Origin of the sequence: Streptomyces sp. NPDC050485 (assembly GCF_044458185.1) — a bacterium.
GTDB lineage: Bacteria > Actinomycetota > Actinomycetes > Streptomycetales > Streptomycetaceae > Streptomyces.
Genome location: NZ_JBITHR010000018.1, coordinates 148291 through 170724, shown reverse-complemented (window position 1 = coordinate 170724; position 22434 = coordinate 148291). Strand labels below are relative to the sequence as shown.

22 protein-coding genes, 1 tRNA gene and 1 pseudogene are annotated in these 22434 nt (G+C 70.8%); 9 read left to right on the top strand and 15 right to left on the bottom strand.

What is annotated here, in order from left to right; genetic code table 11:
• Positions 1–101: 101 nt before the first annotated feature.
• The 7 genes from ACIBK6_RS30815 to galU all read right to left on the bottom strand — a co-directional run bounded on the left by ACIBK6_RS30815 (position 102) and on the right by galU (position 5654).
• Positions 102–175: transfer RNA gene (locus tag ACIBK6_RS30815), tRNA-Ala, on the bottom strand.
• A 75-nt stretch (positions 176–250) separates the two neighbouring features.
• Entirely contained in the window at positions 251–1507 is a 1257-nt protein-coding gene (glpR, locus tag ACIBK6_RS30810; RefSeq protein WP_399054708.1) for a gephyrin-like molybdotransferase receptor GlpR, read from the bottom strand.
• 152 nt (positions 1508–1659) lie between these two features.
• Entirely contained in the window at positions 1660–2286 is a 627-nt protein-coding gene (locus ACIBK6_RS30805; RefSeq protein WP_399054719.1) for a GNAT family N-acetyltransferase, read from the bottom strand.
• Positions 2283–2789 carry a molybdenum cofactor biosynthesis protein B gene (locus ACIBK6_RS30800; protein ID WP_399054718.1) on the bottom strand — a complete coding sequence of 169 codons (507 nt, stop codon included), beginning with the start codon at positions 2787–2789 and terminating at the stop codon, positions 2283–2285. The genes ACIBK6_RS30805 and ACIBK6_RS30800 overlap by 4 nt, the downstream gene beginning before the upstream one ends.
• A gap of 92 nt (positions 2790–2881) precedes the next feature.
• Complete coding sequence (gene moaC, locus ACIBK6_RS30795; protein ID WP_399054707.1) at positions 2882–3385, bottom strand: cyclic pyranopterin monophosphate synthase MoaC; 504 nt, start codon at positions 3383–3385, stop codon at positions 2882–2884.
• Between the two features lie 59 nt (positions 3386–3444).
• On the bottom strand, positions 3445–4746 hold the full coding sequence (gene glp, locus ACIBK6_RS30790) for a gephyrin-like molybdotransferase Glp (RefSeq protein WP_399054706.1): 1302 nt from the start codon (positions 4744–4746) through the stop codon (positions 3445–3447).
• Positions 4743–5654: a UTP--glucose-1-phosphate uridylyltransferase GalU gene (galU, locus tag ACIBK6_RS30785; RefSeq protein ID WP_399054705.1), complete on the bottom strand. Its 912-nt coding sequence runs from the start codon at positions 5652–5654 to the stop codon at positions 4743–4745. Before galU ends, glp begins: the two co-directional genes overlap by 4 nt.
• A gap of 92 nt (positions 5655–5746) precedes the next feature.
• Here galU and ACIBK6_RS30780 point away from each other — a divergent pair, with 92 nt between their 5' ends.
• A complete protein-coding gene (locus ACIBK6_RS30780; RefSeq protein WP_399054704.1) occupies positions 5747–6340 on the top strand; it encodes a 5-formyltetrahydrofolate cyclo-ligase in 594 nt (197 codons plus the stop codon).
• Between the two features lie 9 nt (positions 6341–6349).
• Here ACIBK6_RS30780 and ACIBK6_RS30775 read toward each other — a convergent pair whose 3' ends face one another.
• A complete protein-coding gene (locus tag ACIBK6_RS30775; protein WP_399054703.1) occupies positions 6350–9097 on the bottom strand; it encodes a penicillin acylase family protein in 2748 nt (915 codons plus the stop codon).
• Between the two features lie 236 nt (positions 9098–9333).
• Here ACIBK6_RS30775 and ACIBK6_RS30770 point away from each other — a divergent pair, with 236 nt between their 5' ends.
• From ACIBK6_RS30770 to mscL, 6 genes are all read left to right on the top strand, one after another.
• Positions 9334–10917: a potassium/proton antiporter gene (locus ACIBK6_RS30770; protein ID WP_399054717.1), complete on the top strand. Its 1584-nt coding sequence runs from the start codon at positions 9334–9336 to the stop codon at positions 10915–10917.
• A 274-nt stretch (positions 10918–11191) separates the two neighbouring features.
• Entirely contained in the window at positions 11192–12463 is a 1272-nt protein-coding gene (locus ACIBK6_RS30765; RefSeq protein ID WP_399054702.1) for an MFS transporter, read from the top strand.
• A gap of 68 nt (positions 12464–12531) precedes the next feature.
• Complete coding sequence (locus tag ACIBK6_RS30760; protein ID WP_399054701.1) at positions 12532–12846, top strand: FmdB family zinc ribbon protein; 315 nt, start codon at positions 12532–12534, stop codon at positions 12844–12846.
• A gap of 77 nt (positions 12847–12923) precedes the next feature.
• Positions 12924–13757: an S-methyl-5'-thioadenosine phosphorylase gene (locus ACIBK6_RS30755; RefSeq protein ID WP_399054700.1), complete on the top strand. Its 834-nt coding sequence runs from the start codon at positions 12924–12926 to the stop codon at positions 13755–13757.
• Positions 13758–14098: 341 nt separating this feature from the next.
• Positions 14099–14662 (top strand): RcpC/CpaB family pilus assembly protein, encoded by a 564-nt coding sequence (locus ACIBK6_RS30750; protein ID WP_399054699.1) that lies wholly within the window; start codon positions 14099–14101, stop codon positions 14660–14662.
• A 123-nt stretch (positions 14663–14785) separates the two neighbouring features.
• Complete coding sequence (mscL, locus tag ACIBK6_RS30745; protein ID WP_399054698.1) at positions 14786–15241, top strand: large conductance mechanosensitive channel protein MscL; 456 nt, start codon at positions 14786–14788, stop codon at positions 15239–15241.
• Between the two features lie 38 nt (positions 15242–15279).
• Here the strand turns inward: mscL and ACIBK6_RS30740 are convergent, their stop codons facing one another.
• From ACIBK6_RS30740 to ACIBK6_RS30710, 7 genes and pseudogenes are all read right to left on the bottom strand, one after another.
• A complete protein-coding gene (locus tag ACIBK6_RS30740; RefSeq protein WP_329464735.1) occupies positions 15280–15483 on the bottom strand; it encodes a hypothetical protein in 204 nt (67 codons plus the stop codon).
• A gap of 45 nt (positions 15484–15528) precedes the next feature.
• Complete coding sequence (locus ACIBK6_RS30735; RefSeq protein WP_399054697.1) at positions 15529–16014, bottom strand: hypothetical protein; 486 nt, start codon at positions 16012–16014, stop codon at positions 15529–15531.
• Complete coding sequence (locus ACIBK6_RS30730) at positions 16011–16787, bottom strand: ubiquinol-cytochrome c reductase iron-sulfur subunit (protein ID WP_399054696.1); 777 nt, start codon at positions 16785–16787, stop codon at positions 16011–16013. The genes ACIBK6_RS30735 and ACIBK6_RS30730 overlap by 4 nt, the downstream gene beginning before the upstream one ends.
• Positions 16784–17386, bottom strand: a complete 603-nt coding sequence (locus ACIBK6_RS30725) for a 4Fe-4S dicluster domain-containing protein (RefSeq protein ID WP_399054695.1) — start codon at positions 17384–17386, stop codon at positions 16784–16786. Before ACIBK6_RS30725 ends, ACIBK6_RS30730 begins: the two co-directional genes overlap by 4 nt.
• An 8-nt stretch (positions 17387–17394) precedes the next feature.
• Positions 17395–19695, bottom strand: coding sequence for a molybdopterin oxidoreductase family protein (locus tag ACIBK6_RS30720; RefSeq protein ID WP_399054693.1), 2301 nt, complete (start codon positions 19693–19695; stop codon positions 17395–17397).
• Positions 19696–20814, bottom strand: coding sequence for an MFS transporter (locus ACIBK6_RS30715; protein WP_399054692.1), 1119 nt, complete (start codon positions 20812–20814; stop codon positions 19696–19698).
• Between the two features lie 295 nt (positions 20815–21109).
• Positions 21110–21570 (bottom strand): annotated as a pseudogene (locus ACIBK6_RS30710) (pyruvate formate lyase family protein); the annotation flags it as partial.
• Positions 21571–21609: 39 nt separating this feature from the next.
• Between ACIBK6_RS30710 and ACIBK6_RS30705 the strand changes: the two are divergent.
• Both ACIBK6_RS30705 and ACIBK6_RS30700 read left to right on the top strand, forming a co-directional pair.
• Complete coding sequence (locus ACIBK6_RS30705; RefSeq protein WP_399054720.1) at positions 21610–21744, top strand: hypothetical protein; 135 nt, start codon at positions 21610–21612, stop codon at positions 21742–21744.
• A 71-nt stretch (positions 21745–21815) separates the two neighbouring features.
• A complete protein-coding gene (locus ACIBK6_RS30700) occupies positions 21816–22391 on the top strand; it encodes a short chain dehydrogenase (protein WP_399054691.1) in 576 nt (191 codons plus the stop codon).
• Positions 22392–22434: the final 43 nt, after the last annotated feature.

Here is a 22434-nt window from a genome sequence, read left to right as displayed (position 1 = left end):
CATCGAACACACCCCGGAAACGACAAAGATCCCGCCCGATCTTCCGATCGGACAGGATCTCGTCAACCGCTCCCGAGCTAACTCAAGAACAGTCGTTGTTGTGGACCTGAGGGGATTCGAACCCCTGACCCCCTCGATGCGAACGAGGTGCGCTACCGGACTGCGCCACAGGCCCTTGCAACGAGTGAAACTTTAGCACCCCGATCGGAGTGCTTGGAAATCCGTTCCCCGCTGGTCAGCGAGAGCCGGCTCACTCATTGGCGGCGCGGGGCCGGTCCTCGTCCGCGTACTGGTCGAAGAGCGGGGTCCGGCGGCGACTTGGGCCCGAGCGTCGGCGCGGCGGCGGCTCGGCGGCGGGCCCGGCCGGGGTGGGCTCGGCCGTCGAGGAGCGGGCCGAGGACCAGGTGTCCGGGGCGCCGAAGTCGATGCTGCCGGTGGCGCGCGGGGCGACCGGCGCGGTGACGTACGTGGGCAGCGGGACCGGCACCGGGTCCCAGCTGTCGCCGCGCTCGGGCCCGCGCTCGCGCTGCTGGTCGACCCACTCCGCGTGGTCGGTCTGCTCGACCAGCGCGCGCCGGCCCGCCTCCTGCGGGGAGACGGCCGGGGCGGGCGCTGGTTCGGGCACCGGCGGCGCCTGGTGGGACTCCGCTTCGTCGTCCGGCTCGGCACTCGGCGCCGCGGCCCTGGTACGCGGCCTGCTCTCGCGCAGCCGCTGGGCCGCGGCCTCGGCGCGTCGGCGGTCCATGGTGAAGGCGAAGCGCCGCCGCTCCTGGATGCGCAGATGCACGATGTACGCGCTCAGCAGGACGGCCGGGATGGCCGGCGCCCACAGGAAGCCGAGCCCGCCGACCGCCGCGACGACCGCGCCCAGCGTGAAGGCGAGGAAGAGGACGACGGTGGTGCGCCGGCGCCGCGCGAGCACCGCGCTGCGCTGGGCGCGCCGGGCCCGCTCCGCCGAGGCGGCGTTCGTGGCGCGGTCGCGGTTCGCGGGGCGCTCGCGCCGGGACTCCTCGGCCGGGCGCTCGCGGCGCTCCTGACGTTCCGGGTGCATGGGGGGCTCCGGGTGCGCGTGATCCGCCGGGTGCGCCCGGTGCTCCGGGTGCACGTGGCGCTCCGGGTGCCCGTGGTCCACCGGGTGCGCGTGGTGCTCCGGCTGTACGTGGGGCTCGGGCTGCTCCTGGCGGGCGGGGCGCTGGGGGCGGGGCTGGGGCACGGCGAAGTCCCGGGCGCCCGCGGGCTCCCCGGGCGCGGCGAGGGGTTCCGTCAGGGCGTCCGGGGGGACCGCGGGGCCCGCCTCGGACGCCGCCTCTTCGGCGGCCCGCTGCCGCAGCTCCTTGGCGTACCGGCGCTCCATGGCCGACCGTCCGGACAGCAGCCGGATGGCGGTGCTGAAGCGTTCCGTCGGTCGGGCCTCGTTGAGCTCGTCCTGCCTGCGGAGCCACATCGGCACCAAGTAGGCGGCCCAGGCCCCGACGATGACTGCGTAAATGAGGCCGCTGCTGCTCACACACCACACCGTAGAGGGACGGGCGCGCGGGGATACGCCAATTGAGCCGGTGTGTCGCACGATCTGGCTGATATCACCGGCTTTTTTTGTGATTCTTCAGATCGTTCGGCGGAGCGAAGGGATCAGATCGCGAACGAATTCGAACATTTATTTTATTTCTCGTGATGCGACTGCCGCGCCCGCTGCCACCGGGCAAGGAGCCCCTCGGGAACCTCCTCGGCCGTGAGCGCGTACACCAGGTGATCGCGCCATGCGCCGTCGATGTGGAGATAGCGCGGGCGCAGGCCCTCCTCGCGGAAGCCGAGCTTTTCCACCACCCGGCGACTTGGCCCGTTCTCGGGGCGAATGCAGACCTCCATGCGGTGCAGCCCGACCGTGCGGAAGCAGTGGTCCACGGCGAGCGCGACGGCCGTCGGCATCACACCGCGGCCCGCCACCTCCCGGTCCACCCAGTAGCCGACATGGCCCGAGCACATCGAGCCCCAGGTCATCCCCGCGACCGTCAACTGGCCCACCAAGCGGCCCTGGTACTCGATGACGAACGGCAGCATGCGGCCCGCGTTGGCCTCGGCGCGCAGATGGCGGACCATCTGCCGGTAGGTGGGGCGCTGGGCGAAGGGCGCGCCGGGCGCGGGCGGCGGGACCGTCGCCTCCCAGGGCCGCAGCCAGTCGCGGTTGCGCCGGTTGACCTCGCGCCAGGCCCGCTGGTCGCGCAGCTTTATGGGGCGGAGGACCACATCGCCCTCCGCCAGCTCGACCGGCCAGGAAGGAACGTTCAGCTCGGGCTCCCCGCGGGTCTCGGGTGGTCGCCGCCGCGGATCTGGTCGACGGCGTGCACCAGGATCCGCGCCAGGACGGCGAGTCCGTCGCGTACGCCGCCGGTGGAGCCCGGCAGGTTGACGATCAGGGTGCGGCCGCCGGCGACTCCGGCCAGGCCCCGGGAGAGCGCGGCGGTGGGAACCTTGGCCAGGCCCTCGGCGCGGATGGCCTCGGGGATGCCGGGCACCTCGTAGTCGATGACGCCCCGGGTGGCGTCCGGCGTGCGGTCGGTGGGCGAGATGCCGGTGCCGCCGGTGGTGACGATCACGTCGTACCCGGCGGCCGCTCCGGCGCGCAGCGCCTGCCCGACCGGGTCGCCGTCGGGCACGACCAGCGGCCCGTCCACCGCGAAGCCGATGGCGGCGAGGCCCTCGGCGAGCAGCGGGCCGCCCTTGTCCGCGTACACACCAGCGGCCGCACGGTTGGAGGCCGTCACCACGAGGGCCGCGTACGGGGCGCGCAGGGCCGCGCCGAGCGCCTCACCGCCTGCGGGGAAGGGCGTCGCGGCCTGCGGGCCCGGCCTGGTGGGAGCGGCCCGGTCCTGCTGGGGCGCGGTCACGCGCCGGCCGCCTCGGTGCCGGGCCGGTGCCAGTCGCCGGACTTGCCGCCGGTCTTCTCCTCGACCCGGATGTCGGTGATGACGGCGCCCTTGTCGACCGCCTTGATCATGTCCACGACGGTGAGCGCGGCCACGGACACGGCGGTCAGCGCCTCCATCTCGACGCCCGTGCGGTCGGTGGTCTTGACCGTCGCGAGGATCTCCACCGCGTCGTCGGCGACCTTGAGGTCCAGCTTCACGCCGGAGACCGCGAGGGGGTGGCAGAGCGGGATGAGGTCGGGGGTGCGCTTGGCGCCCATGATGCCGGCGATCCGGGCGGTGGCCAGCGCGTCGCCCTTGGGGACGCCCTCGCCGCGCAGGAGTTCCACCACACGCGGCGAGACGAGCACGCGGCCGCTCGCGCGGGCGGTGCGGGCCGTGACGTCCTTCGCGGAGACGTCGACCATGCGGGCCGCGCCCGCCTCGTCGATGTGCGTGAGCCTGCCTTGCGTCGTACTCATTCGGTGGCGCTCCCGGTACGGCTTCTGTGGGCAGACACCGTACCCCCACCGACTGACACTCAGCCGAGCAGGATCACGTCGACCTCGCTGCCGGGCTCCGCCGATGTGGTGTCCTCGGGGATCACGATCAGGCAGTCGGCCTGCGCGAGGGCCGCGATCAGATGCGATCCGGTCCCGCCGACCGGGCTGACGCTGCCCGCCCCGGCGTCGTGGGTGCCGCGCAGGAACTGGCGCCGGTCCGCCGGCGAGGAGAGCGCCTTGTCGGCCTTCAGGACGGCGCGCACCGTGGGCCGGTGCACGTCTTTCAGACCCATCAGGGTGCGGATCGCGGGGCGTACGAACAGCTCGAAGGAGACGTACGACGACACCGGGTTGCCGGGCAGCGCGAGGAGCGGGGTGTGGTCGGGGCCGATCGAGCCGAAGCCCTGGGGCTTGCCCGGCTGCATCTTCAGCTTGCGGAAGTCGATGCCGCTGCCCGGCTCGTCCTCGTCGCCGACGGAGGACAGCGCCTCCTTCACGACGTCGTACGCTCCCACGCTGACCCCGCCGGTGGTGACCAGGAGGTCGGCGCGGATCAGCTGGTCCTCGATGGTGTCGCGCAGCACCGCGGCGTCGTCGGTGACCGCGCCGACCCGGTAGGCGATGGCGCCCGCGTCCCGGGCGGCCGCCGCGAGGGCGAAGCTGTTGGAGTCGTAGATCTGGCCCGCGCCCAACTCCTCGCCGGGCTGGACCAGTTCGCTCCCGGTGGAGAGCACCACCACGCGCGGGCGCGGCCGTACGGTGACGGTGCCGCGGCCGATCGCGGCGAGCAGGCCGATCTGGGGCGGGCCGAGCACGGTGCCCGCCCGCAGCGCGAGGTCGCCGGCCCGGACGTCGCTGCCCCGCGCGCGGACGTGGGCGCGCGCCTCGGCGGGGCGGTGCACCCGGACTTCGCCGCTCGCCCCTTCGGGGGCGTGGCCGGCCGGGCGCATGGCGGTGGCGGCGCCCTGGCCGGTGCCGCCGTCGGTCCACTCGACCGGGACGACGGCTTCGGCGCCGGGCGGCATGGGGGCGCCGGTCATGATCCGGGCGGCCTGGCCGGGGCCCACGGTGGGCAGTTCGCCGCTGCCCGCCGCGACATCGCCGATGACGGTGAGCACCGCGGGGAACTCCTCGCTGGCGCCCGCGACATCGGCGGTGCGCACCGCGTAGCCGTCCATCGAGCTGTTGTCGAAGGGCGGCAGCGCGACGGGCACCGTGACGTCCTCGACCAGGACGCAGCCCTGGGCGTCGGGCAGTTGCAGCTCGATGGGTTCGAGCGGCCTGACCGCGGCGAGGATGTCGTCCAGGTGCTCGTCCACCGACCAGATCGGGTTGCTCACGGTGTCTGCATCTCCTCGGTGACGTACCGGCGAAGCCAGGCCTTGAAGTCCGGGCCCAGGTCTTCACGTTCGCACGCCAGTCTGACAATGGCGCGCAGATAGTCTCCGCGATCGCCGGTGTCATAGCGCCGGCCCTTGAAGACGACGCCGTGCACCGGGCCGCCGATCGACTCGTCCACCGCGAGCTGCTGGAGGGCGTCGGTGAGCTGGATCTCGCCGCCCCGGCCGGGTGCGGTGGTGCGCAGTACGTCGAAGACGGCCGGGTCCAGGACGTAGCGGCCGATGATGGCGAGGTTGGAGGGCGCCTCGGACGCCTCGGGCTTCTCGACGAGTCCGGTGACGCGTACGACATCACTCTCGGCGGTGGTTTCGACGGCCGCGCAGCCATAGAGGTGGATCTGCTCCGGATCGACCTCCATCAGCGCGATCACACTGCCACCCTGGCGTTCCTGGACCTCCACCATCCGCGACAGCAAGTCGTCCCGCGCGTCGATCAGGTCGTCGCCGAGGAGCACCGCGAAGGGCTGGCTGCCGACGTGCGGGGCCGCACACAGGACCGCGTGCCCGAGCCCTCGCGGGTCCCCCTGGCGTACGTAGTGCATCGTCGCGAGGTCGCTGGACTCCTGCACCTTCGCGAGCCGGTCGGCGTCGCCCTTGCGGGTCAGCGCCGACTCCAGCTCGTAGTTCCGGTCGAAGTGGTCCTCAAGGGGGCGCTTGTTGCGGCCGGTGACCATGAGCACGTCCGACAGGCCCGCCGCCACCGCCTCCTCCACCACGTACTGGATGGCCGGCTTGTCCACCACCGGCAGCATCTCCTTCGGCGTGGCCTTGGTGGCCGGAAGGAACCGGGTGCCGAGCCCGGCGGCGGGGATGACAGCCTTGGTGATCCGAGGGGGCGACTGAGTCATGCGGGCACCCTATCCGCTGCGTATGTGCGCAAGATTGTCCTCAGGTGAATTCGCTCCCTTACCCGCGCATTTGAGGGGATTACAGAAGCACGGTGAGTGATCAGACGTCTGAAAAGTCCCTCTTGCGGCGCAGCCTCCTCGACGCCAGGAAGCAGCTGAGCGACGACGAGCTGTGCGCCTCGGCCCAGGCGCTCGCCGGACAGGCCCTCGCGCTGCCCGAACTCGCGCGGGCCGGCATGGTGGCGGCGTACGTCTCGGTGGGCCGCGAACCGGGCACCCGCACCCTCATCGACGCGCTGCGCGCCCGGGGCGTGCGGGTACTGCTTCCGGTGCTGCTCGCTGACAACGACCTGGACTGGGCCGCCTACGACGGGCCCGGGCACCTGGTGCGGGCCGGGCGCGGACTGCTCGAACCGGACGGCCCCCGGCTCGGCCCCGACGCCGTGACGGCCGCGGACACCGTGCTGCTGCCCGGCCTCGCCGTGGACTCCCGCGGGATGCGGCTCGGCCGGGGCGGCGGCTCCTACGACCGGGTCCTGGCCCGCATCGAAGCCTGCGGGAACGCACCCGCCCTGGTGGTGCTCCTCTACGCGGACGAGGTGGTCGCGCGGGTCCCCGAGGAACCGCACGACCACCCCGTGCAGGCTGTCGTCACCCCCTACGGGGTGACGCGCTTCACCGCGTGAAGCTCCGTACTACGGCGTGAGCTTCAGCGTGTCCACGGTCGCGCCGTCGACCGCCTTCGCGCCGAACGACCAGTCCAGGAGCTGGCCCTTGGCCCACTTCTCGGTCTGGTCCGAGTAGTGCGCGCTGTAGGCGTGGCCGGAGGCGCCGGTGAGGTTGATCCACTTGGACTTGTCGAAGTCCTTGAGGTTCACGACCATCCGCATGGACGGGACCCAGGTGACGCCGTAGTCGCCGCTCGCCGCGTTCCAGCCGGTGGCGTTGACGGCGGCCTCGCCGCCGCCCAGGTTCCACGGGCCGCGGTTGAGGATGTACTGCAGGAAGCCCGGGCCCTCCTTGCCGAGGGTCTGGTTCTTCAGCATCAGCTGGTGCAGCCGGCCCCAGGTCCAGGTCGTGGTGTCCTTGCCGAGCTTGGCGGTCAGCTCCCAGCGGGCGTCCTTCAGGGCGCGCGCGAGCAGCTGGTCGCGGGTGGTGGTCGCCTTGTCCGTACGGGTCTGTGGCGACTGCCACCAGGCGTTGTTCTGGTCGTTGAAGATTTTGCGCACGACCTCGAACCAGCGGTCGCCGCCGTCCGGCTGCGCCGAGTCGCCGTCGCGCTCGCCGCACTCCATGACCTTCTGGTTGGGGTCGTCGACCGGGCCGGTGCCGGCCGGCGGAGTCACGTACAGGCACTCGCCCTTGGGGCGCAGCTCCTTGGGCAGCTTGTTGCCGAACGCCAGCTTCAGGACGTTGCGCCACACCGCGTTGAAGTAGGCGGCGGCCGCCGAGTCGTTCTCCTGGGTGTAGTCCCAGCCCTCAAGGAGCTTCTGGGCCTCGCGAACCGAGGGGTCCGACACGTCGATCTTGAGCAGGGCGGGCGTCAGCAGCGCGGCGATCTCGCTGCTGTTGTCCATCTGCATCTTCTGCATGTCCTCGGTGGAGATCTTCCCGCCGCCCTTGATCTTCGACTCGATGAGGTCGTTGATCCGCTGGCTTCGGGTGCCGTATCCCCAGTCCTTGGTGAGCAGGTACGGGTACTTCTTGTCGTCGATCACGGCCTGGTTGGCGGTGACGATGAAGCCGCGCGACGGGTTGTACTCGTAGGGCAGCGCGTCGAAGGGGATGTACTTCTTCCAAGCGTACTTGGAGTCCCAGCCGGGGGCGGGCATCGTGCCGTCGACACCTTCGGCGCGCACCGGGATCTTGCCCGGCGCCTGGTAGCCGATGTTGCCCTTGGTGTCGGCGTAGATCAGGTTCTGGGAGGGGACTTCGAAGTCCTTGGCCGCGGCCCGGAAGGACTTGAAGTCGGCGGCCCTGTCCAGCTCGAAGACGGCGTCCATGGACTTGCCGGGTTCCAGCGCGGTCCATTTCAGGGCGACCGCGTAGCCGGAGCCGCGATCGGGTGCCGCCGCGTTGACGGGCGCCTTCTGGCCGACCTTCTCCAGCTCGTCGTTGCGGTCGGAGACCAGCGGACCGTTGCCGGTCTCGCGGATGGTGATGGTCTTGCTGGCTCCGCCGGCCACCTTGATGACCTCCTCGCGCGTGGCGAGCGGCTTCTCCTCGTTGTCGTAGAGGTAGTTGGAGCCGGAGATCTTCTCCAGGTACAGGTCGGTCACATCGGCGCCGAGGTTGGTGAAGCCCCAGGAGACGTCCTGGTTGTGGCCGATGACCACGCCGGGCATGCCGGAGAAGGTGTAGCCCGCCACGTCGTAGCCGCAGCTGCTGGAGACCGTCCTGCAGTGCAGGCCCATCTGGTACCAGAGCGAGGGCATCATCGGCGCGAGGTGCGGGTCGTTGGCGAGCAGCGGCATGCCCGTCGTCGTGTACTTGCCGGACACCACCCAGGAGTTGGAGCCGATCCCGCTGCCGTTGGGGCCGAGCAGCGCCGGGATCTTGTCGAGGGTGTCGGACAGCGAGGAGAGCTGGCTCTGCATGCCCTGGAGCGCCCCCTGGGCGGTGCCTGAGGTGCCGTCACCGCTCGCGGGGGGCTTCTGGGGGTCGAACTTCCCGGTGGCCTTGTTGTACGAGCCCTCGTCCACGATGGGGCGGTGGGCGGCGGGATACGCCGGGTACAGGTCCTTGATCTGCTGGGCGCTGAGCCGGCTGGTCATCAGCGAGCGGTCGATCTCCTCCTGCATGTTGCCGCGCAGGTCCCAGGCCATCGCCTTGAGCCAGGCCACCGAGTCGACCGGCGACCAGGCCTCCGGCGTGTAGTCGTTGGTGAAGCCGAGGGCCGCGTACTCGACGGAGATGTCCTTGCCGTCCTTGCCCTTCAGATACGCGTTCACCCCCGCCGAGTACGCCTGGAGGTACTTCTTCGTCGAGGGCGACAGCTTGGTGTCGTACTCCTGCTGCGCGACCTTGCGCCAGCCCAGCGTGCGCAGGAAGGCGTCGGTGTCGACCTGGCCGCTGCCGAACATCTCCGAGAGCCGGCCCGAGGTCATGTGGCGGCGGACGTCCATCTCCCAGAAGCGGTCCTGCGCCTGGACGTAGCCCTGGGCCATGAACAGGTCCGCGTCACTGTCCGCGTAGATCTGCGGGACGCCGTAGTCGTCGCGCTTGACCTCGACCTGGCCGGCCAGGCCCGGGAGCTTGATGGTGCCGGTGGTCTGCGGGAAGGAGGCACGCACGGTGCTCACTCCCCAGTACGCGCCGTAGGCGACACCCGCCACGAGCGCCAGCACCAGGACGAGCACGAACAGCCTCAGGCGGCGCCCCCGCTTCCGGCTCGTCTTGCCGGCCGTCGTAGCGGCGGAAGGGGCGGTTGTGGTGGCGGGCATCGCTGTCCTTCGCGGGGCAGGGTGGTCCAGGAGTGCTGGAGCAACCATAGGCGCAGCCACTGACAGCGCCGGACGCGGTGTCTGCGTTGGCGCACCCGTGCGCCGCACAAAGGACCTCCTCCGTAAAGAAAGCGTCAAAGATTAGGTAAGGTAACGAAGTACCTTGGGCGACGGAACGTTTCATCAGGTGCGCCCGAGGACTCCCCGGATGCGCGCACGGCGCTCCGGGATGCACGATTTTCAGGGGGCGCCCAACGGCGTCTGAGGGGAAGGATCGGCCACTGACTGTCCACCAGCTCAACGAACTCCTGCTCATCTGCTCGCTCGTCCTGCTCATCGCCGTCGCGGCGGTGCGCATCTCCTCCCGCAGCGGGCTCCCCAGCCTGCTCCTGTATCTCGGCATCGGGATCGCCATCGGGCAGGACGGCATCTTCAACGTCAAGTTCAACAACGCGGAACTGACGCAGGTGATCGGCTATGCCGCACTGGTGGTGATCCTGGCCGAAGGCGGTCTGGGCACCAAGTGGAAGGAGATCCGGCCCGCGCTGCCGGCGGCGGTGGTGCTGTCGCTCGTCGGCGTCGCCGTGAGCGTGGGCGTCACGGCGGCCGGTGCGCACTACCTGGTGGGCCTGGAGTGGCGGCAGGCGCTCATCATCGGCGCGGTGGTGTCCTCGACGGACGCCGCGGCCGTCTTCTCCGTCCTGCGCAAGGTTCCCCTGCCCTCCCGCATCACCGGCGTCCTGGAGGCCGAGTCCGGCTTCAACGACGCCCCCGTGGTCATCCTGGTCGTCGCCTTCTCCACGCCGGGACCGGTGGACTCCTGGTACCTGCTCGTCGGGAAGATAGCCCTGGAGCTGGCCATCGGCGCCTCGATCGGCCTCGCGGTGGGCTGGCTCGGATCGTTCGGACTGCGCCATGTGGCGCTGCCCGCCTCCGGCCTCTACCCGATCGCCGTCATGGCGATCGCCGTGACCGCCTACGCGGCCGGCGCGATGGCCCACGGCTCCGGGTTCCTCGCCGTCTACCTGGCCTCCATGGTGCTCGGCAACGCCAAGCTGCCGCACTGGCCCGCCACCCGCGGCTTCGCGGACGGGCTCGGCTGGATCGCCCAGATCGGCATGTTCGTCCTGCTCGGCCTTCTGGTCACCCCGCACAACCTGGGCGCCGACTTCTGGCCCGCCGTGATCATCGGCCTCGTCCTGACCATGGTCGCCCGGCCCCTCGAAGTGCTGCTCAGCCTGCTGCCGTTCAGGATTCCGTGGCAGGAGAAGGCCCTGATGTCCTGGGCGGGCCTGCGCGGCGCCGTGCCGATCATCCTCGCCACCATCCCGATGGTCTCCGGGATCGACGGCAGCGAGAAGGTCTTCAACATCGTCTTCATCCTGGTCGTCGTCTACACCCTGGTCCAGGGGCCGACGCTGCCGTGGCTGGCCCGCAAGCTCCAGCTCTCCGACGCGGACGAGGCCGCCGACCTGGGCGTCGAATCGGCCCCCCTGGAGCGGCTGCGCGGCCATCTGCTGTCCGTGGCGATCCCGCCGAAGTCGCGGATGCACGGCGTCGAGGTGCACGAACTGAGGCTGCCGCCGGGCGCCGCCGTCACCCTGGTCGTACGCGACGGCAAGAGCTTCGTACCCGGGCCCACGACAGTGCTGCGGCACGGCGACGAGCTCCTGGTGGTCGCGACCGATCCGGTACGGGACGCGGCCGAGGCCCGGCTGCGCGCGGTCGGCCAGGGCGGCAAGCTGGCCGGCTGGCTGGGCACCGGCGTCACTGTGACCGAACCCGCAAAGAAGGCGAAGCCCAGGCGAACAGCGCATTAAGCCGCGCCGCGGCCGAATAAACACAGGCCGAAAGTTGGCACTCCGTGCTGAATCACAGGCACGGAGTGCCAAACCTCTGTATCATGAAGGCACACCACTGATCGACCAACTCTGCCTGACGCAGAGCTGGCGCGACCGTATGGCGGTCGGGAGCTCCCCGCAGTAGCCCCCGGCATCTACCGCAGTTCCGCGCAAGAGGACAGCTCTCGGCAACGCCCGCACCCACAAATCCGTGCATGGGGCGCGCTACCAGGCGGCAGAAAGGCAAGGGGCCGTGGCATCCACGGTCACTTCTGACAAGCGGCCCGGTTACGGGCAGCTTCTGCGCACACCTGGCGCACTGTCCTTCCTCCTGCCCGGCTTCGCGGCCCGGCAGCCCTTCGCGATGCTCACCATCGGCATCCTGCTGCTCGTCCAGCACACCACCGGCTCCTACGGCGGCGCCGGTGCCGTGGCCGCCTTCACGGGTGTCTCCATGGCCCTGTTCGCCCCGCAGAGCGGCAAGCTCGCGGACCGCTTCGGTCAGCGCGCGGTCCTGGTGCCCGGCGTGCTGGTGCACGCGGCCTCCGTATCGGCGCTGACCGCGCTGGCCCTGGCCGGCGCCCCCCTGTGGGCGCTGTTCATCGCGGCCGTGCCCACCGGCGCCTCGGTGCCGCAGGTCGGCCCCATGGTGCGGGCCCGCTGGGCGAACAAGCTCGACGGCTCGCCCCTGATGGCGACCGCCGCCGCCTTCGAGTCGGTGACGGACGAGTTCACCTTCGTCATCGGCCCGGTCCTCGCGACCGCTCTGTGCACCGGCGTGCACCCGGCGGCCGGCCTGATCACCGAGGCGTCGCTGACCCTCGTCGGCGGCCTCCTGTTCGCGGCCCGGCGCGGTACGCAGCCGCCGGTGCGCAGCGCCGCCGAGCACGAGCTGGCCGAACACACCTCGGCCCTGTCCATCCCCGGCGTACGCGTCCTCGCGATGGCCTTCCTCGGCATCGGCGCGGTCTTCGGCGGTATGCAGGTTTCGCTGACCGCCTTCGCGGAAGAGATCGGCAACCCCGGCATCAACGGCGTCCTCTACGGCATCTTCGCCGCCGGAAACATGCTGGCGGGCATCGCCTGCGGCGCCATCGCCTGGAAGTCCGCGCCCCGCACTCGGCTGATCGCCGGCTACGCGGCGCTGACCCTGGCGGCCTCCGGCCTGTGGGCGGCGCACTCCGCTCTGCTGCTCGGCGGCCTCGGCCTGATCGTCGGCCTGTGCATCGCGCCCGCCCTGATCACCGGCTACACGCTGGTCGAATCGCTGGTACCGGCCACCTCGCGCACCGAGGCGTTCACCTGGCTGACCGGCGCGGTCGCGCTGGGCCAGGCCGCCGCCGTCACCGTGGCGGGACGGCTGACCGACGCCCACGGTTCGACCGCCGGATTCCTGGTGCCGATGGCGGGCACGGCGCTGGCCCTGGTCACGCTGCTCGCACTGCGCTCGCGGCTCGCTCCGCGCGCCCAGGGACGTACCGTGGCGCGTGGCGTGGGTCACCGTGTCCCTGTCACGGTGGACTGATTCCCGGGAATACGTCACTATGGACCGTCGTTAGCACTCAATGAGTGAGAGTGCCAGGAGGAAGACAAGTGCCGACCTACCAGTACCAGTGCACCGAGTGCGGCGAGGGCCTCGAGGCGGTGCAGAAGTTCACCGATGACGCCCTGACCGTATGCCCGAACTGCGACGGACGCCTGAAGAAGGTGTTCTCGGCGGTCGGCATCGTCTTCAAGGGCTCGGGCTTCTACCGCAACGACAGCCGCGGCGCGTCGTCCAGCAGCTCGCCCGCGTCGAAGTCCTCGGCCTCGTCCAGCTCCTCCGGTTCGTCCGGCTCGGACTCCAAGCCGGCCGCCTCCACGTCGAGCTCCGGCTCGTCCTCGTCGAGCGCGAGCCCGGCCGCCTGACCCGCACACCGCGCAGAACCCCCGCCGTCACGACGGCGGGGGTTCTGGCATGTGAGCCCCCGGTTAATGTGACCGGCATGGCTAACGCAGAGATCGGCGTCATCGGCGGCTCGGGCTTCTACTCGTTCCTTGAGGACGTCACCGAGGTCCAGGTGGACACTCCTTACGGCGCCCCCAGCGACTCACTCTTCCTCGGCGAGATCGCCGGCCGCCGGGTGGCCTTCCTCCCCCGCCACGGCCGCGGCCACCACTTGCCGCCGCACCGCATCAACTACCGCGCCAACCTGTGGGCGCTGCGTTCGGTCGGGGCGCGCCAGGTACTCGGACCGTGCGCGGTGGGCGGCCTGCGCCAGGAGTACGGGCCGGGCACGCTCCTCGTACCGGACCAGCTGGTGGACCGTACGAAGGCGCGCACCCAGACCTTCTTCGACGGGCTGCCCCTGCCCGACGGCACGGTCCCCAACGTCGTGCACACCACGTTCGCCGACCCGTACTGTCCCGACGGCCGCAAGGCCGCGCTGACCGCTGCGGGCGGGCGCGGCTGGCAGGCCGTGGACGGCGGCACGATGGTCGTCATCGAGGGCCCGCGCTTCTCGACCCGCGCCGAATCGCGGTGGCATGCGGCGATGGGCTGGTCGGTGGTCGGCATGACCGGGCACCCCGAGGCCGTCCTGGCCCGCGAACTGGGGCTCTGCTACACCTCGTTGTCCCTGGTGACCGACCTGGACGCGGGCGCCGAGACCGGCGAGGGCGTCTCGCACGCGGAGGTCCTGAAGGTGTTCGGCGAGAACGTGGCGCGCCTGCGCGAGGTCCTCTTCGACGCGGTCGCCGCACTCCCGGCGGCCGAGGACCGCGACTGCCTGTGCGCGCGGGCACATGACGGCTGGGACCTGGGCATCGAGCTGCCGTGAGGGGCGGGGCGGGCGCCGCGCCGGGCGGGGCCGGTACGCCTGGGCAGGCTCGACCGGGGCCGATCCCGGGCGGGGCCTGACCGGCTGAGACGGGTCCGGGCGAGAGCCATCCCGGGCGAGGCCTGTCCGGCTGAGGCGGATCCGGGCGAGAGCCGTCCTGGGCGGGGTCCGACCACGGGCGGGTCCGACCATGGCCGACAGTCAGGCTGAATTCCCCTTCCGGGTGAGCGAGTTGTCCACAGGGGCCCGGTGGTCCACAGGCCCCGGCAGGATCCCGCGTGGCGGGGGATCGTGGGGAGCGTCCGAGCAGCACCGGCTCCTCACGATCGGCAGTGACCGCCATGTCCACGACCCCCGCATCGCCCGCCTCCCCCGCTCCCCGCCCGCTTCCCTACCTGCCTCCCGTGCCCGCGCCCGAGCCCGGCGGGGTGCCGTTCTTCCCTCCGCTGCGGGTGCGCGGAGGGCGGCACGGGCTGCGGCGCGCGATGCGCAGGCGACGGCGCGCCATGGCGGCCGGCCTCGCCGTGACGGCCGCGGCCCTCGCCGTCTCCAGCCCGCAGGCGGCAGAACGTCCGCACCCGGTCGCCGCACCCGCGCCACGGGAGCGCGGACCCGCGCGGCCGGCCGCGGTGGTGTCGGCACCGGTACGCATCGCGGACGCCGAAACCGTACGGTTGCTGCGCCCCGGCGACCGGGTCGACGTGATCGCGGCCGCCAACTCCCCCTCGGGCGGCGGGGGCGAGGCCCACGTGGTGGCAACGGACGTGCGGGTGATGGGAGTTCCGGGTGCGCGTGGCGCCTCGGCGGAAACGGGAGCGCTCGTCCTCCTTGCCGTGCCGCGCGAGACCGCCACGGCACTGGCCCGCGCGGGCACCACGTCCCGACTGGCGGTGACCTTGTGCTGATTCGCACGACCGAACGGTCAAGTCCCCCATTTACGTGTGCGGATTGGACAGCACGGGTGTGCGCTGCCCAAGGTGGCGCAGGAGTTTGCCCGACCCCCTGCACATGCGTAGAAAGGCTCATTGGTGAGCGAGGACAAGACAGGCGTACTGGCCGGATTCAAGGCCTTCCTGACCCGCGGCAATGTGATCGACCTGGCCGTCGCCGTGGTCATCGGCGCCGCGTTCACCAACATCGTGAACTCGGTCGTGAAGGGCGTGATCAATCCGCTGGTCGGCGCGTTCGGCACCAAGGACCTGGAGAGCTACAGCTCCTGCCTGAAGGGCCCCTGCACCGCGAACTCCGGCATCCAGATCCTGTGGGGCGGGGTGCTGAGCGCGGTGCTCAGCTTCCTCATCACCGCCGCCGTCGTGTACTTCCTGATGGTGCTGCCGATGGCCAAGTTCCTGGCCAGGCGGGCCGCGCACGAGAAGGCGAAGGAAGGCGTGCGGGAAACCATGGAGATCAGCGAGCTGGAGGTGCTCAAGGAGATCCGCGACGTCCTGATCGCCCAGCGCGGCTCGGGCCCCACGGGCTCCTAGCGCCACATGGTCCGTACGGCTCCAATGTTCCGTACGGCTCAGATGTGGTGGGGCGGCTTCTCGTCCAGGAAGCGCGCGAGGTCTGCGGCGCTTCCCGCGGAAGCGGGCCGCTCGCCCCACCCGCGGTCCGTATCGTCCGCGGATTGCTGGTCCAGCGGATCATCGAAGATCAGCGTCGGCTTGGACTGCTCCTTGGGCGCTGGTTCCCGATCGCGCGGTCCGGGGGCGGGGGCGGTGCTCATACCTCAAGGGTACGGCGGGTGCCGACGGTGTACGCGGCGGCCCGCTCAGCGGTCCCTCGGGTCGATCAGCCAGAGGCCGAGGACCACGAGGAACGACAGGCCGAGGAATCCGGCGCCCCACCAGGCAGTACCGGTATTGCCCTTCATCCACTCGTTGACCACCACCGTCAGGCCCCAGAGCTGGCCGATGACGACGGTGATCGCCAGGGTCAGCCGGGCCGTCAGCTTCGAGGACCGCTCCGGCTCCTGCTCACTGCCCGCGCCCGGACCGGGCCCGGTGTGCCTGATCCGGGGATCGCCGTAGCCGCTGGTCGCGCGGATCTGCGGATAGCGCTCGTGCACCGGCCGGTTGAGCCGGGGCTGCGCGGAGCCGGGGGCGTACGAAGGCCGCGGGGGGACGGCGGGTCCGTCGCCGGGGCCGGGGGGTGCGCTCAGCCCCGGACCGATGTGCCCGTCGCCGCTCGGGCCAGAACGCCCGTCCGGGCCAAGGCCCCCGCCGGCGCCGGGCCCGATGTGTCCGTCGGTGCTCATGTCCGTCCACTCCTCTCGGCCGCCCTGGCGTTCCCGGCCGCCTTGGCGTTTCCGGCCGCCTTGGCGTTTCCGGCCGCCTTGGCGTTTCCGGCCGACTTGGCGTTTCCGGCCGACTTGGCGTTTCCGGCCGCCTTGGTGTTCTCGGCCGACTTGGCGTTCGCGCCGGGGCAGCCCATACGGGCTGCCAGGTCGGGCCGTTTGCCGGCGAACTGCCTGCACATGGCGCCCTCGACGCTCTCCCCGGAGCGGGCCGTGGCCACCGCCCAGACGCTGCCGTCGGCCTGCTCGACGAGCAGCACCCTGGGCAGCGGGCGCGGCGGCGGGCCCGCTGTGACCTCACCGGTGCGGGCGTCGAAGACCCCCTCGTGGCAGGGGCAGTACAGCTCGCCCTCGCTGCCCCGGTCCTCGCGCCACAGCACCCCGCACGCCAGATGCGTACAGACGGCGGAGTAGCCGACGAGGGTGCCGTCCTGGAGGCGGACGGCCACCGCGCGGTCGTCGTCCCCGGGGAAGCGGAACGCGATGGACTCGCCGGGGGCCAGCGCGGCCGCGATCCGCCTGGGGTCGGGCGGGGCGTCACTGTCGCCGTGCCGGTGCAGCACTCCCCCGGCCACGGCGGCCCCGCCGACGGCGAGGCCGCCGGAGACGGTGACGACGATGCGGAGGTAGTCGCGGCGGGTGGTGAGGGAGTCGGCGGCGATGCGGTCGTGCAGGGCGGCCCGGGCCGGGTTCGGGCCGGGGTTGGCGCCGGGCGGCTGGTCGATGGCGCTCATCGGGTGACGTCCTTCCCGTTGACCTCGACGATCGGGAGGCCGCCGGGCACCGGCCACTGGACCTTGTCGGCGGGGACGACCATGGCCACGCCGGTGGAGACGACGACATCGCCGAACGTGAAGGAGTCGGCGACCCGCACACCGGGGCGCTCGGCCTGGAGCTCCTCAAGGGTTCCGTAGAACAGCGCACCGGTCGGGCAGACCGTGGCGCACATGGGGGCGAGGCCGTAGGCGGTGCGGTCGTAGCAGAGGTTGCACTTCATCTGCAGCTTCGCCTGGAGGTCGATCTTCGGTACGCCGAAGGGGCAGGCGTTGACGCAGTTCGCGCAGCCGATGCAGCGGGTGGTGTCGGCCTGCTGCACCACTCCGTCCGCGGTCACCAGGATCGCGTCGGCGGGGCAGACCTCGGCGCACGGCGCGACCGGGTCCTCGCAGTGCATACAGACGGTGGGAAGGGAGGCGACGGAATGACCCTCGTCGGGATAGTCGAGATGGATCATGGACTTGCCGCGGTGCGAGTCGCACTCGCGGCAGGCGGAGACACAGGCCTGGCAGCCGATGCAGCGCCCCGGGTCGATGAAGATCGTTCTGCCCATCATGGCGGGCGTCAGCTCCTCTCCGCAGTGCCGCGGCCCTGCGGCGACGTGGGCGGCAGGGGGTCGGTGCGCGAGACCTGGGTGGCCGGATACGCCTGCCGGCCCGGAGCGGTCGGCGGCGCCGGCACCTCGTCGATCCGCTCGGCGGCCTCGATACGGCAGGCGCACACCTTGTACTCGGGAATCTTGGAACGGGGGTCGAGGGCGTCGATGGTGAGCGCGTTGGCAGCCGTGGGAACGGGCCAGTGGTACGGAATGAACACGGTGTCGGGACGGATGGCCTCGGTGACCAGGGCGGGGAAGACCTCGCTGCCGCGCCGGGTGACGACCCGGACCGGGTCGCCGTTGCGAAAACCGTGCGAGGGGTGCACCTCAACCCACGGACGCGGCGTCTGCTCGACCAGCGCGCCGAGCCGGCGGGTCTGGTTGCCGGACAGGAAGTGCGCCACGGTGCGGCCCGTGGTCAGCGACATCGGGTGCTCTTCGTCGTACGGGTCCATCGGCGGATGCCATTCGACGACCTGCAGGTGCACCGTGCCGTCCGGGTGGAAGGTCTTCCCGCCCTCGAACAGGCGGGGCGTGCCCGGATGGTCGGTGGAGGGGCAGGGCCAGGCGATACCGCCGGTCTCCTCAAGGCGCTCGTAGGTGATGCCGTAGTAGTCGTTGACCGTTCCGGCCGATGCGGTCCGCAGCTCCTCGAACACCTCGCGCGAGCCCGCAAAGGCGAACTTGTCGCCCACGCCCAGGCGTTGGGCGAGCTGGCACATCACCCAGGTGTCGGTGCGCACCCCGCCGGGCGGCTCCTGCGCCTTGTTGTGCTTGACCACCCTGGCCTCGGCGTTGGCCATCACGCCCTCGTCCTCGGCCCAGGTGGTGACGGGGAAGACGACGTGCGCGTTGGCCGCTGTCTCGGAGAGGAAGAAATCGAATTGAGCGTGGAACTCCAGGGTGTCGTAACCGTCCTTGACCGTCCCGTAGTTGGGAAGGGAGACGAACGGGTTGTTGCAGATGCCGATCAGACCGCGGATCTCCCGGCGCTGCATCTGCCAGACCATTTCCATCATCGAGGTGCCCGCGGGCGGGAGTTCGGACTCCTCGATGCCCCAGATCTCGCAGATCTGCCGCCGGTGCTCCGGGTTCGTGATCGACCGTCCGCCGGGCAGCAGATCGGCCTTCTGGCCGTGCTCCCGGCCGCCTTGGCCGTTGCCCTGGCCGGTGATGGTGCCGTAACCGGCGCCGGGCTTGCCGAGGTTGCCGGTGGCCGCGCAGAGGTTGATGACGGTCAGGCAGTTCTCGACGCCCTGGGAGTGGTGCTCGATGCCCCGGGCGTGCCAGGCCATCGCCCGGGGGGCGCCCGCGAAGGCCCGGGCGACCTGGACGACCTGGGCGGCGGGGATGCCGCAGATGTCGGCGGCCCGCTCGGGGGTGTAGGGGGCGACGGCGGCGCGCACTTCGTCCCAGCCGGTGGTGTGCTCGGCGAGGAACCGCTCGTCCGCGAGCCCCTCGTGGATGACGACGTTCAGTACGGCGTTGAAGAAGGCCGCGTCGGTGCCGGGCTTGAGGGCGACGTGGATGTCGGCGGTGCGCGCGATGGCGGTCTCGCGCGGATCGACCACGATGAGGCTGGCTCCCCGGTCCCTGGCGCCCCACAGGTACTGGGTCATGACGGGGAAGCACTCCCCGACGTTGGACCCGGCGATCAGCAGGCAGTCGGTGAGGAGGATGTCGGAGAACGGGTTGCCGGCCCGGTCGATACCGAAGGCGAGCTTGTTGGCACCTGCGGCGGAGACCATGCACAGCCGGCCGTTGTAGTCGACGTGCCGCGTCTTGAGCGCGACCCGGCCGAACTTGCCGACCAGGTACGTCTTCTCGGAGAACAGGCTGGCGCCGCCGAGCAGCCCGAAGGCGTCGTTGCCGTGGGCGGCCTGGATGCGGCGGATCTCGGCGACCGTGAAGTCCAGCGCCTCCTCCCAGGAGGCCTCGCGGAACGGCTCGTCGCGGGAGCGGCGCAGCAGCGGGGCGGTCAGCCGGTCGGGGTGGTTGACCTGCTGGTAGGCGTTGATGCCCTTGGGGCACAGCCGCATCCGGTTGATGTCGTGGTTGCGGGGCTCGACCCCGAACACCTTGCCCGCTCTGTCGACGCGCAGATACATGCCACACTGCACGCCGCAGAAGCAGCAGTGGGTGGGGACGAGGGTCTCGCCGTTCTGGTCGGCGTGCCACTGGTCGGCGGGGATGCCGCCCGCGTCGCGGAAGTTGCGGGTGCCGGGCGGCGCGATCGAAGGATCGAGCGGAAGGGGCCGGCTGCTCACTCAAAAGCCCTTCTTGACGTGGCCGAGGTATGCGGAGCCGCGCAGCACCCGCTTGCAGCGCGGGCAGTACGCGGCCCAGGCGTCGAAGCCGAGCTTCAGGTCGCGCATGGTGCCCTGCAGGTTCTCGACGTACGGGGACGTGTCGATGGGCTCGCCGCAGCGCTTGCAGGGGAACACCTGCTTGTCCTGGCGGCCCGTGTACTTGAAGAGCTGCATGCCGACCGCGGCCGGGCGCTGCACGATGTGGAAGAACTTCCCGAACGGGATGTAGATGAGGGTGAACACCACCGACACCATGTGCAGCACCGCCAGGAACTGGTAGCCGCCGCCGTGCAGGAAGATCGACGAGAAGGTGAGGAGGAGCCCCGTCACGGAGATGACGATCAGCGCGATCAGCGGAACGAGGTCGTAGGCGAAGCGCTGGCCGGTGATGGCCCCGCGGTCCTTCATCCGCCGCCACAGGAAGTACGAGGCGCCGGGAATCACCAGGACGGCGGCGATGTCCAGGCCGTGGAACATCAGCCAGCCGACGAAGCTCAGCGAGTCGAAGCCAAGGATCTTGAACCCCCAGATCCGCATCTCGTAGCCGGGGCCCGGGCCGGAATCCCCGGTGAAGGTGAACCAGCCCCAGGTGAGGGGGAAGGTGATCGCGGCGGCCAGGATGCAGCCCCAGAAGATCAGTTGGTGGGCGGCCCAGCGGGCGTGCGAACGGGCGCCGAGGAATTTCTGGAAGCCGAGGTAGGTGGCGGTCATCCTCGGCAGGGCGGTGGGTGCCTGGCGGAAGTTGGCGACCGAGAACAGGCTGCGCCAGCCCTGCTTGAACAGGCGGCGCGCGCCGGGAGAGGAGATCCACACGGTGTAGCGGTAGGCGACACCGAAGGCCAGGAACACGGTGGCGACCGCGTACGGAAGGAGCGCGGAGTCGAAGTCCTTGAGCAGCTGGCTGCCGAACACGATGGCGAGGACGAGGAGGAGGGAGACGGCTGTGCCGGCCAGCGAGGCACGCAGCGCCACGGCACGCGGGGCGGCCGCCGTGGCTCTGGCCGGCACCGGTGGCGGCGGCGCATCCGGCAAAGACGCGTCCGGCGGTGCGGCGGGGGGTGCGGGTGGCTCGGTCACTCCGCCACGTTAGGGATATTTAAGCGCATACCACCTGTTTTAGTAGTCAACAGGGTGAGTGACCCCGGACGGAAGAGCCCGTCACACCCTCCGAGCAGCGGCCGGAGAAAGAATCTACGGAGGTGCTGCCGGACAGGGGGGTGAGGCGGTCTCCGGACACGACAAGGTCAGCGCGACAAGGTCAGATCGCGTTCAGGCCATGCGAGGTGAAGATGTCGCGGGCGGTCGCCACCTGGTCCGGGGGTGGTGACGGGGTGTCGTGGAGGGTGAAGTTCATGCCGAGGGCCTGCCGCTCGCAGGCGATGGCGGTGTCGTCGCCGTACTTGGGGCGCCTGAGTTCGTCGGACTCGAACTGGATGGCCGAGGTGTCGATGGCGGCCTTGGACGCGAAGTCCTTGAATCCGGTGGGGAGTTGCGGGGCCCGGCCCAGAAGACGGTGAGGTTGGGCTCGGGGGCGGGGCTCAGGTTGTAGAGGGTCTGCAGGGCGCGGAAGGTGGTACGGGAGACGAGCGCGCGGCCGTCCTCGCCGATGCCGGCCATGGACCAGGTGACCCAGGTGGGGTCGCCGGAGTACAGCTCGTTGCATTCGGGGGTGCGCAGGAAGCAGACGATGCGGAGCTTGATGACGAAGTCTTCGATGTACTCCTGGGCTTGGGCCTCGGTGATGAGGCCCTGCGCGATGTCGCGCTGGAGGTAAATGTCGAGGAAGTTGTCGATGCGGCCGATCGACATGGCGGCGCCGTTCTGCTCCTGGATGAAGAAGAAGCCGTACGCGGCGATCGCGGAGGTGAAGCCGTGACCGACCCCAAGGTCGAGGCCATCAACCGCTTCTTCGCCGCCTACGCCGCCAGCGACGTCGAGGGAATGAGCGCCATCCTGGCGGCGACCAGCACCAGATGGACACCTACGTCTGGGCCAACTTCCCGCTAGCTCCGCTTCCGGCGCGCCTTGCCTGACGAACGACACCCAGAACGACGGTCAGACGGACGAAGGGAACCCACATGAAGATCGTTGTGCTCGGAGCGACCGGCACCATCGGCCGCGCGGTGGCAGACGCGCTGGAGCCCGACCATGAGGTGATACGGACCTCACGCACTGGCGGCATTCAAGTCGACCTGGAGAATCCGGCCTCCATCGACGCTCTTTTCGACACCGTCGGCACGGTGGACGCGGTCATCCGCTGCGCGGCCAGCGGTCAGCTGGCTCCGCTCACATCGCCTTCCGACGACGACTTCACTCTCGGTCTGAAGGGCAAGCTGCTGGGGCAGGTGGCGCTGCTGCGCCGGGCGCTGGATCACGTCCGGGACGGTGGATCCATCACTCTCACCAGCGGCGCCTTTCGGGAGCCGACGCCGGGCGGCTCGTTCGGTGCTCTCGTCAATGCGGGACTGGAGGCATTCGTCCGGGCGGCGGCCGTCGAGATGCCCCGGGGGCTCAGGGTGAACGCCGTCAGCCCGGGTTGGGTGACGGAGACGCCCGAAAGGCTCGGCATGGACACCGAGGGAGGCACCCCGCCCGGCCAAGTCGCCCGCGCCTACGTCGAGGTCCTCCTGGGGGAATGCAGGGACAGACCGTGACCCCGTAGCTCGACTCGGCTCCACTCGCTCCGCAGGGACAAGA

Bases quoted from the DNA above. Each gene is read 5' to 3' on its own strand.
- moaC (WP_399054707.1), bottom strand. From the start codon at position 3,385: ATGAGTACGACGCAAGGCAGGCTCACGCACATCGACGAGGCGGGCGCG.
- ACIBK6_RS30775 (WP_399054703.1), bottom strand. From the start codon at position 9,097: ATGCCCGCCACCACAACCGCCCCTTCCGCCGCTACGACGGCCGGCAAG.
- ACIBK6_RS30730 (WP_399054696.1), bottom strand. From the start codon at position 16,787: ATGAGCGCCATCGACCAGCCGCCCGGCGCCAACCCCGGCCCGAACCCG.
- ACIBK6_RS30735 (WP_399054697.1), bottom strand. From the start codon at position 16,014: ATGAGCACCGACGGACACATCGGGCCCGGCGCCGGCGGGGGCCTTGGC.
- ACIBK6_RS30755 (WP_399054700.1), top strand. From the start codon at position 12,924: ATGGCTAACGCAGAGATCGGCGTCATCGGCGGCTCGGGCTTCTACTCG.
- ACIBK6_RS30750 (WP_399054699.1), top strand. From the start codon at position 14,099: ATGTCCACGACCCCCGCATCGCCCGCCTCCCCCGCTCCCCGCCCGCTT.
- ACIBK6_RS30700 (WP_399054691.1), top strand. From the start codon at position 21,816: ATGAAGATCGTTGTGCTCGGAGCGACCGGCACCATCGGCCGCGCGGTG.
- ACIBK6_RS30725 (WP_399054695.1), bottom strand. From the start codon at position 17,386: ATGATGGGCAGAACGATCTTCATCGACCCGGGGCGCTGCATCGGCTGC.
- galU (WP_399054705.1), bottom strand. From the start codon at position 5,654: ATGACTCAGTCGCCCCCTCGGATCACCAAGGCTGTCATCCCCGCCGCC.
- ACIBK6_RS30740 (WP_329464735.1), bottom strand. From the start codon at position 15,483: ATGAGCACCGCCCCCGCCCCCGGACCGCGCGATCGGGAACCAGCGCCC.